This window comes from Pedobacter sp. 01N416 (assembly GCF_056399685.1).
The window spans coordinates 1-8,968 of the sequence record NZ_JBFTRT010000288.1 but is presented as its reverse complement, the minus strand read 5'-3'; the positions used below and the strand labels follow the sequence as shown (position 1 = coordinate 8,968).

7 protein-coding genes and 1 pseudogene are annotated in these 8,968 nt (G+C 38.0%); 6 read left to right on the top strand and 2 right to left on the bottom strand.

Translation table 11 applies throughout. The features are described 5' to 3' along the window. The first annotated feature begins 68 nt into the window (after positions 1–68). From AC1DND_RS16235 to AC1DND_RS16225, 3 genes and pseudogenes are all read left to right on the top strand, one after another. Positions 69–494 carry an enoyl-CoA hydratase/isomerase family protein gene (locus tag AC1DND_RS16235; RefSeq protein WP_477583148.1) on the top strand — a complete coding sequence of 142 codons (426 nt, stop codon included), beginning with the start codon at positions 69–71 and terminating at the stop codon, positions 492–494. 77 nt (positions 495–571) lie between these two features. Continuing rightward, positions 572–1,171, top strand: a complete 600-nt coding sequence (locus tag AC1DND_RS16230; protein WP_477583146.1) for a DUF4412 domain-containing protein — start codon at positions 572–574, stop codon at positions 1,169–1,171. Continuing rightward, a pseudogene (locus tag AC1DND_RS16225) lies at positions 1,129–3,078 on the top strand (S9 family peptidase); the annotation flags it as partial. The gene AC1DND_RS16230 and the pseudogene AC1DND_RS16225, both read left to right, overlap by 43 nt. Before the next feature lie 32 nt (positions 3,079–3,110). On the opposite strand, the gene AC1DND_RS16220 reads toward AC1DND_RS16225, so the two are convergent. Next, positions 3,111–3,821, bottom strand: a complete 711-nt coding sequence (locus AC1DND_RS16220) for a DUF3307 domain-containing protein (RefSeq protein WP_477583145.1) — start codon at positions 3,819–3,821, stop codon at positions 3,111–3,113. Then, positions 3,821–4,432 carry a SatD family protein gene (locus AC1DND_RS16215; RefSeq protein WP_029274320.1) on the bottom strand — a complete coding sequence of 204 codons (612 nt, stop codon included), beginning with the start codon at positions 4,430–4,432 and terminating at the stop codon, positions 3,821–3,823. The genes AC1DND_RS16220 and AC1DND_RS16215 overlap by 1 nt, the downstream gene beginning before the upstream one ends. Positions 4,433–4,587: 155 nt before the next feature. Here AC1DND_RS16215 and AC1DND_RS16210 point away from each other — a divergent pair, with 155 nt between their 5' ends. The 3 genes from AC1DND_RS16210 to AC1DND_RS16200 all read left to right on the top strand — a co-directional run. Continuing rightward, complete coding sequence (locus tag AC1DND_RS16210) at positions 4,588–5,616, top strand: ligase-associated DNA damage response exonuclease (RefSeq protein WP_477583143.1); 1,029 nt, start codon at positions 4,588–4,590, stop codon at positions 5,614–5,616. Positions 5,617–5,618: 2 nt separating this feature from the next. Continuing rightward, positions 5,619–7,208, top strand: coding sequence for an ATP-dependent DNA ligase (locus tag AC1DND_RS16205; RefSeq protein ID WP_477583141.1), 1,590 nt, complete (start codon positions 5,619–5,621; stop codon positions 7,206–7,208). Positions 7,209–7,480: 272 nt separating this feature from the next. Beyond that, positions 7,481–8,968, top strand: a 1,488-nt coding sequence (locus AC1DND_RS16200) for a DEAD/DEAH box helicase (protein ID WP_477583139.1), incomplete at its 3' end; no start/stop codon positions are given.

Sequence of the window (8,968 nt, the reverse complement as noted above, 5' to 3'; positions counted from 1 at the left end):
GAATAATGATATAGATGTACATGTTTTAAAGAAAAATAAAGCATATTTGGTGCAACTAACCCAATAAGATGGAAAATCTGGTTTTATATCAGGTTGCTGAAAGAATAGCAACGATAACAATCAATAGACCCGAAAAAAGGAATGCGCTAAACCCTAAACTTATCGCTGAATTAACTTCTGCATTTATAAAAGCATCTGAAGATGACCTGGTAAAAGTGGTAATATTGAATGCAAATGGCGATACTTTTAGTGCTGGTGCCGATTTAGCATATCTTCAGCAATTGCAGCACAATACATTTGAAGAAAATGTGGCTGATTCTAATCATTTAAAAAAACTCTTTACAACGATTTATTATTTACCAAAAGTCGTTATTGCACAGGTAGAAGGTCATGCCATTGCCGGCGGCTGTGGTTTGGCCACGATATGTGATATTGTTTTTGCTACCCCTGAAAGTAATTTTGGGTACACTGAAGTGAAGTGTAAGAGAGAGTGAAGATTTTAAAAAAGGAATCTCTTCATTTTTAAACAAAGAAAAAATTAATTGGTAAAAAACTAAACTGAAATAAAAACATGTTCAAATCAATCAAAACTAGTGTTATAGCTTTAATCTTAGTAAGTACTGCTATAATTGCCCATGCACAAAAGAAAATTGCTGAAGGTACTTTGGTATTTGCAGTAACTGCTAATGGTACAACAACCGATGTTAAAACTAAATTTAATGGGAACTTAACCAAAATAGAAATTGAAAATGGCCCTGCAATGGTTAACATCATTTCAAATACAGCAGATAAAACCGGATTATTATTAATTGACGTTCCGGTAGCTCAAAAACAGTTTGCAGTAAAGGTGAGCAAAGCAGAAACAGAAGCACAAGAAGCATTATTGCCAAAATATTCTGATTATAAAGCAACTGGTGAAAAACAGACAATTGCTGGATTTAGTGCTGAAAAATATACCTACAAAGATGACAAAGGTGGAGCTCATGAATTATGGGCAACAAAAGATGTTGATATTGCTTCAATTACCAATGGTGGTTTCTTTAAAGGTTTAGGTGCACTTCCTGTAAAATATTCGGCAGTAATTAATGGCGTAAATTCAGATCTGGTTCTAAAATCTCTTTCTGAAGTCCTAAAAACGATCGTAAAACCATTATATCAAGAGCATTATTAACACCAGCCGGAAAAAATGATGCTATTACAGTAAGAAGTTTCCAGTTATCGGATGATGGTTCGAAAGCACTAATCTACACCAATAGTAAAAAAGTTTGGCGTTACGATACACGTGGAGATTATTGGTTGGCCGATTTAACTTCCAATAAAATCACTCAAATTGGAAAAGATAGACCAACTTCATCACTAATGTTTGCTAAGTTATCGCCCGATGGCAGTAAGGTTGCTTATGTAAGCAAACATAACCTGTATGTAGAAAATATTGATGGAACTGGTGCAAAAGCCTTAACCACTGATGGTACAGACCGAATGATTAACGGTACTTTCGATTGGGTTTATGAGGAAGAATTTGATTGCCGCGATGGTTTTAGATGGAGTCCGGATGGCAAATCTATTGCTTATTGGCAGCTTGATGCGACGAAGATCAAAAATTTCTTAATGATCAATAATACAGATTCCATTTATCCATATACCATTCCTGTAGAATATCCAAAGGTGGGCGAAAATCCGTCGGCTTGTAAAGTTGGTGTAGTTGATATTGCAACGGCCAAAACGAACTGGTTAAATGTTCCTGGAGATAATATTCAGCACTATATTCCACGTATGCAGTGGGTACCTAACAGTAATGATATTATTTTACAACAGCTTAACCGCCAGCAAAACGAAAGTATAGTATTCGTTTGTAACGCAGGTACAGGATCGGCAAAAGCAGTTTATACCGAAAAAGCTAAAGCCTGGATTGATGCACAGGATGAGTGGAAATGGTTAAATGATAATAAAGAGTTTACCATTGTATCTGAAAAGGACGGTTGGAACCACCTATATAGAATCAGTTTGGATGGAAAAAAAGAAACATTGGTTACGAAAGGCAATTATGATGTGATTGATGTAAAATTGATCGATGTAAAAAATAATATGGTCTATTTTCTGGCGTCACCAATAAATGCCACTCAGAAATATCTATTTAAAACCAAATTAGATGGAAAAGGTAAATTAGAACAGATTACACCTTCGGTTTTACCAGGAACACATAATTACGATATTTCTCCAAATGCTGCTTTTGCCCGCCATTCATATAACAGTTCGCTTGTTGAGCCAATCACAGAGTGGATGAACTTTGCTACAGGGAATCCATTTACAATGGACGGGAGCATTACTACACAATTAGCCAAACAAGCTGCAACTAAAAACAAAGTTGAGTTTTTTAAAGTAACTACTGAAGATGGAATTGAAATGGACGGTTGGATGAAAAAACCTGATAATTTTAATCCAGATAAGAAATACCCGGTAGTATTTTATGTTTATGGGGAGCCTGCTTCAGCTACAGCATTAGATACTTATGGTGCAGGGAGAAACCGTTTATATGCCGGTGATATGGCCAAAGATGGTTATATCTATATTTCAATGGATAATAGAGGTGCACCTCTTCCAAAAGGGAGTACATGGCGCAAAAGTATTTATAAAAACATTGGTGTAATCAATATCCGCGATCAGGCGATGGCCGCTAAAAAACTATTGGCTACTCATGCTTTTATGGATAAAGACCGTGTTGCCGTTTGGGGCTGGAGTGGTGGCGGTTCATCTACTTTAAACCTGATGTTCCAATACCCAGAAATTTATAAAACGGGTATTGCAATTGCAGCAGTTGGTAATCAATTAACCTACGATAATGTTTATCAGGAGCGTTATATGGGCACTCCTTTCCCAAGTAAAGAGGCATATGTTAAGGGTTCTCCGATTACTTATGCTAAAAACTTAAAAGGCAATTTATTGTATATCCACGGTACTGGCGACGATAATGTACATTATCACACCCACAGTATCTCTGAGGGCGAAGGAACTGGCAAACATTTATCCTTAACTTACACTAAGTTTTTAAAAGAAAACTGCCCTCCTGGAGCAAGATAGAAAATTTAAAAGCAGCTTTCGGGCTGCTTTTTTTATGCAATAAACATTTGAATAAGCATAGCCGTTACAATGGCTATTCCAAAGCTTAACAAAGTTCCGATCAATACGTATTCAGTTAATTTAAGGTCGTGTGCTTCTTTTAAATCGCCAAACCGAAATATAGATTTGGCTGCGAGTAAAAAGCCAACAGCTTCGAAATGATTGGTTAAGATAAACAAGAAGATCAGCACTCTTTCCAGTATCCCGATATACTTACCTGCATTTTGTAACGATTGCGGGCTGTCCGGTTGGTTATCTGGAAGCCATTTGGCAATAATTACCCGCATTACAATAGATGTAGGCATTGTTAGAAATAAAGCTCCCGCAATTAAAACCCAGGTTTTGGTTTCATTAAAGAAACTGATGTTTAAACTTCCCTTATAAAAAAAGTGCCACACCACTATTATCGAAGTAAAATGCAGAACCTGATCAACAAAAAACAGTATCCGTGCATTTTTTTTGTTCTGAAAGATCGATTTTAAAGCGTCAATCACGAAATGAAGCGCCCCTATTGACAGTGCTACCTTCCAAACGCCAAAGTTTAAAAAAATAAGGAATATCAAAGCTATGTGGATGGCCACGTGCAAATAGAGCTTTATTGATTTTAATTTTTTCCTTTCTTTATCTTTTACCCAGGCATTTGGCTGTAAAAAGAAATCTCCAATTAAATGGGTTAGGATAAGCTTGATTAAATAGATATCCATTATTTTAAAATCATTTGGTTCAATTTTTTACGGTAAAGCCTGTCCATTTCCATAATTTCGGTATAATGTGCACGCTTTAAAGCTTCGCTTACAGATGATTGCGTTCGGCCCGAAATAGCCGCCAGTTCGCTTTGTAACAGGTTATTGTTCTCTAAGGCAAGTTTTACCATTTCGGCAGCTACAACTCCCCAGCTATCCATTGATATTAGCGAAAGCTTAATTAAGACATTAATTTCCTCATCAAAATCAGCGGAATCAGTTTTAATGGCTAAATTAACCTTAGCCTGTTTTAAACTGTCAAATGCCGCTCCTGAATTTACAAAAGCATCTCCACTGGATTCTGAAAGTTTTTTCCGTTTGTTTTTGATATCTCCAATTCCAATACCCATCCTTACATCTGCAGGTTTATTTACCCTGATAGATGCTTTTAAATAAGCAGCAGCCCTGATGGCATTTTCTGGCTCAACTTCTACCTGAAAACTATCGCCCCGGTAAATCTCCCACTTATTATTCTGATCGGAAACTATTTTTAAAGCGGTTTTTAAGCTTAATAACCAGCTATCTTTAATCTTCCTTGAGCCTACAATATCACCTGTTATAATGCAAATCATACTACAATATCGAACTTATTATTCATATTTCAAAACTAATATCGGGTATTTAGCCGATATTTCTATTTATCGGGTAATTAGCCGATATTTTAAATTATCGGGCATTTAGCCGATATTTACCTAAAACTAAACAATAAATTTATTGTTTAGTAGCTATGGCATTAATAGAATTTACCAAAAGAGGAATCTACTGTAAGCAAGGCGATTTTTATATAGACCCCTGGTGGCCTGTAGATTATGCAGTTACAACGCATGGACATAGCGATCATGTGCGTTTTGGAAATAAATACTATCTCTGCCATACCTTAACCAAGCCTATCATCAAACGCAGGATCAGCGAAGATTTGAACGTAGAAACATTGGAATATGGAGAAAGCATTATCCGCAATGGGGTGAATATTTCATTTTTTCCTGCTGGACATATTATCGGATCTGCGCAGGTACGTTTAGCTTATAAAGGTGAAATTTGTGTAATCTCTGGTGATTATAAAATTGAAGATGATGGTATTACCACACCCTTCGAACCTGTAAAGTGCCATTCTTTTGTTTCCGAGAGTACTTTTGGTTTACCTGTTTACAAATGGCAAAAGCAGGAAGTTGTTTTTAATGGCATTAAGAATTGGGTAAGCGATAATATTATACAGCAAAAAACAAGTGTATTAATTGCCTATAGCTTGGGTAAAGCACAACGTTTAATTAAAAATTTGGCTGGTGATACTCCTATTTATGTACATAACAGTATTGCTAATCTGAATGAAGTGATTATTGATGCAGGCGTAAAGCTTCCAAAAACCATCAGAATTACTCCTGAAACCACTAAAGATGAATTGCAGAAAGGTATTGTAATTGTGCCACCTGCCATGAGGGATAGCCGCTGGATCAAAAATTTAGCCCACCCGGTAACAGGTATTTGCTCTGGTTGGATGCAGGTGCGGGCACATCGCCGTTGGCAAAGTGCTGATGCCGGCTTTGCGTTGAGTGATCATGCCGATTGGCCCGGCTTAATGGAAGCTATTACTGCAACCGGAGCGGAAAAAGTATATGTTACGCATGGTTTTACGGCTGCATTTAGTCGGTTTTTAAATGATGCGGGCATAGAAGCCGCTGAAGTGTTAACCAAATTTGGGCAAGAAGATGATGATGAAAATAAAGTAGATCTGGTTGATCAAAACGAAAATAAATAAGAATGAAACGTTTTGCCCAATTGATCCAACAGCTCGAACTGAGCAATAAAACCAACGATAAAATCGCGGCATTGGTTAATTATTTTAACCATGCCGATGATAAAGACAAGGTGTGGGTTATCGCATTGTTTACAGGTAAAAAACCTAAAAGACCAATTAAATCAGCACTGCTTAAATACTGGGCCATAAACATTACTGAAACGCCAGAATGGTTATTTGCCGAAAGTTATGCCAATGTTGGCGATTTAAGCGAAACCATCGCCCTGTTATTGCCGCCTGCCGAAAACACCTCAGATTTTCAATTGCATAAATGGGTTGAAGATTTACACGATCTGGAAGGTAAAGACGATGAAACTAAAAAAGAATTTATTCTGAGCGCATGGAATAAACTAGAAACACAGGAACGTTTTATTTTTAACAAATTGATTTCTGGAAATTTCAGGATTGGTGTTTCCAATAAAATGCTGGTGAATGCGCTGGCTAAACAAAGCAGTTTAGATAGCGCCCAGATTATGCATAGCATAATGGGAAAATGGAATCCTTATGAAATTACTTTTCACGAACTGATAAATGGTATCCATGTAAATACCGATAATTCCTGGCCTTACCCCTTTTGCCTCGCCTATGCCTTAGAGCAAGAACCAGAGAAATTGGGTGATATTTCTGAATGGCAGGCCGAATGGAAATGGGACGGCATCCGCGGGCAGATTGTAAAACGGAATGGAGAACTCTTTATCTGGAGCCGTGGCGAAGAACTGGTTACAGAACAGTTCCCCGAATTGCATTTTATGATCGACGTTTTGCCTGATGGTGTGGTTTTAGATGGCGAAATACTGGCTGTACAAGATAAACAGGTTTTATCATTCAGTACGCTGCAACAACGTTTAAACCGCAAAACGATTAGTAAAAAACAATTGGAAGATGCACCCATTGGCTTTTTTGTTTATGATATTTTAGAATATGAAGCCAAGGATTTTAGAGAAGAACCTTTAAGTATAAGACGAAAAACACTCGAGAGGTTGATTGGTGGTTTAGCTGAAAGTCCGGTGATGATCTCTCCGGTAATCAATTGCCATTCGTGGGAAGAATTAGCCAAATTAAGACAAACATCCCGATCGATTAACAGCGAGGGAATTATGTTGAAGAAGTTGACCTCTCATTATCATAGTGGACGAAAAAGGGGCGATTGGTGGAAATGGAAAATCAATCCCTACACGGTTGATGCGGTAATGATTTATGCGCAAAAAGGAAGTGGCAGAAGGGCTAATTTCTTTACCGATTATACCTTTGCTGTTCGTGATGGCGAAAATTTAGTCACGATTGCAAAAGCCTATTCGGGTTTAACAGATAAAGAAATTAAAGAAGTGAATGCCTTTGTAACCCGTAATGCAATTGAGAAATTTGGCCCGGTACGTACCGTAAAACCTGAACTGGTTTTCGAAATTGCATTTGAGGGAATTGCTGAAAGTAAACGGCATAAAGCAGGTTTAGCGTTGCGTTTTCCACGTATATTGCGGTGGCGAAAAGATAAAAAGGCTGATGAAATTAATACTTTGGAAGATTTGAGACAGTTGTTAGCTTCAACTTTGTAGAAATTAAAACAATGATGCACGCACAAAACAATAGAAAGATTTTGAACCATAATTATTAGGAAAGCAGGTTCAGTGCATATCGGAACTGAAAGGTTACCGCACGATTTTAAACCCGACAGCAGCGATACCCTTTTTTGTTATGGATAAATTAACATTTAACGGTAATTACAAAAAAGGTAAAGCGAATGGCGGGACTGCTCTAACCGAAGCATTACTGTTATTCCTTTTCAAGAAATAATTAGAAAACCCATCAAAAGCAGCGATATTTAAGCATGGACCAAACCAAAACCAAAGGTTATAAAAAGATAAAAGCCTGGCTAAAGACCAATAAACGCAAGCCTTTTCAGTTTCAGGAAGATGCCTGGCAGTATTATTTGGATGGTTACAGCGGTTTGGTAAATGCGCCTACAGGTTTCGGAAAAACATTTTCTTTATTTTTAGCAGTAGTGATTGAGGCCTTAAATGCAACTGAAGCCAACAATAAAAAAGCGAAAGACCGTTTACAGTTAATCTGGATTACCCCACTCCGCTCCCTGGCGAAAGATATTGCAAGGGCCATGCGCGAAACCTTATTGGAGCTGGAATTGGATTGGCATGTGGGAGTGCGTAATGGCGATACTTCTCAGGCAGAGAAATTACAGCAGAAAAAATCGATGCCCGAAATTTTGTTGATTACGCCAGAAAGCCTGCACTTGTTACTGGCGCAAAAAGGCGCTTCAACTTTGTTCAAAAATCTTAAATGTATTGTTGCTGATGAATGGCATGAGCTTTTAGGAAGTAAACGAGGCGTATTGGTGGAGTTGGCCGTATCGCGGATTAAGGGTTTACAAAAGTTAGATAAAAACCAGTTTTTAAGAATTTGGGGGATTTCTGCCACTATTGGTAATATTGAAGAGGCGTTAGATGTACTCGAGCCCAATATGGAGGTCAAACGGATTATTGTTAAAGCCGATTTAGAAAAGAAAATCCTGATCAAATCAATTTTACCCGATGATATCGAAACATTGCCTTGGGCTGGGCACTTGGGTTTAAAGCTAGCCTACAAGCTTTTACCGATTATTGAGAAAAGTAAAACCACTTTAATTTTTATCAATACCCGCGGACAATCGGAAATGTGGTATCAGCATTTGTTGAATATCGAACCCGAACTGGCCGGGAGGATTGCCATACACCATGGATCGATAGATTTTGAACTTCGTAACTGGATTGAAGACGCCTTACATACCGGACAGCTTAAAGCTGTTATTGCTACTTCATCGTTAGATTTGGGTGTAGATTTTAAACCTGTTGATACGGTTGTTCAAGTGGGCTCGCCAAAGGGTGTTGCCCGGTTTTTGCAAAGGGCAGGCCGCTCGGGCCACTCCCCTCACGAAACCTCTAAAATATATTTTTTACCTACCAATGCATTAGAACTGGTAGAAGCTGCAGCGATTAAAGAAGCAGCCAAAACAAATAATATAGAGAGCCGTGAGCCCTTTATTATGGTATTTGACACCTTGGTTCAGTATTTGGTTACACTGGCCATAGGCGATGGATTTGATGATAAAATCATTTATGAGGAAATTAAGAACACCCATGCTTTTAAGCTTATCCTTCCTGAAGAATGGACCTGGGTAATGCAATTTATCACCTCAGGAGGAGACAGTTTAAGTGCCTACACCGAATTTAAGAAAGTGGTTAAGGACGAAGATGGGCTTTGGAAAGTAAAGAGCAGACAATTGGCGATGCGACACCGCTTGCATATTGGAACAATTGTAAGT